Below are 231 nucleotides of genomic sequence, written 5' to 3' on the forward strand. Positions count from 1 at the left end.
TCCTGTGGGGAGCGGACTTCGTTGAGGCGCGGCCCACCACGACGCCCTCTACCGTGGCACCCTGAGTCTCCGCTCCTGTGGGGAGCGGACTTCGTTGAGGCTCCGTGGCGGGACCATGTATGCGATCTGGCGGACGTCTCCGCTCCTGTGGGGAGCGGACTTCGTTGAGGCGACACAACCCCGCCCGAGGAGACTGCAACCCGCGCGTCTCCGCTCCTGTGGGGAGCGGAC

The organism is Micrococcus sp. HMSC31B01 (assembly GCF_001816085.1).
Lineage (GTDB): Bacteria > Actinomycetota > Actinomycetes > Actinomycetales > Micrococcaceae > Micrococcus > Micrococcus luteus.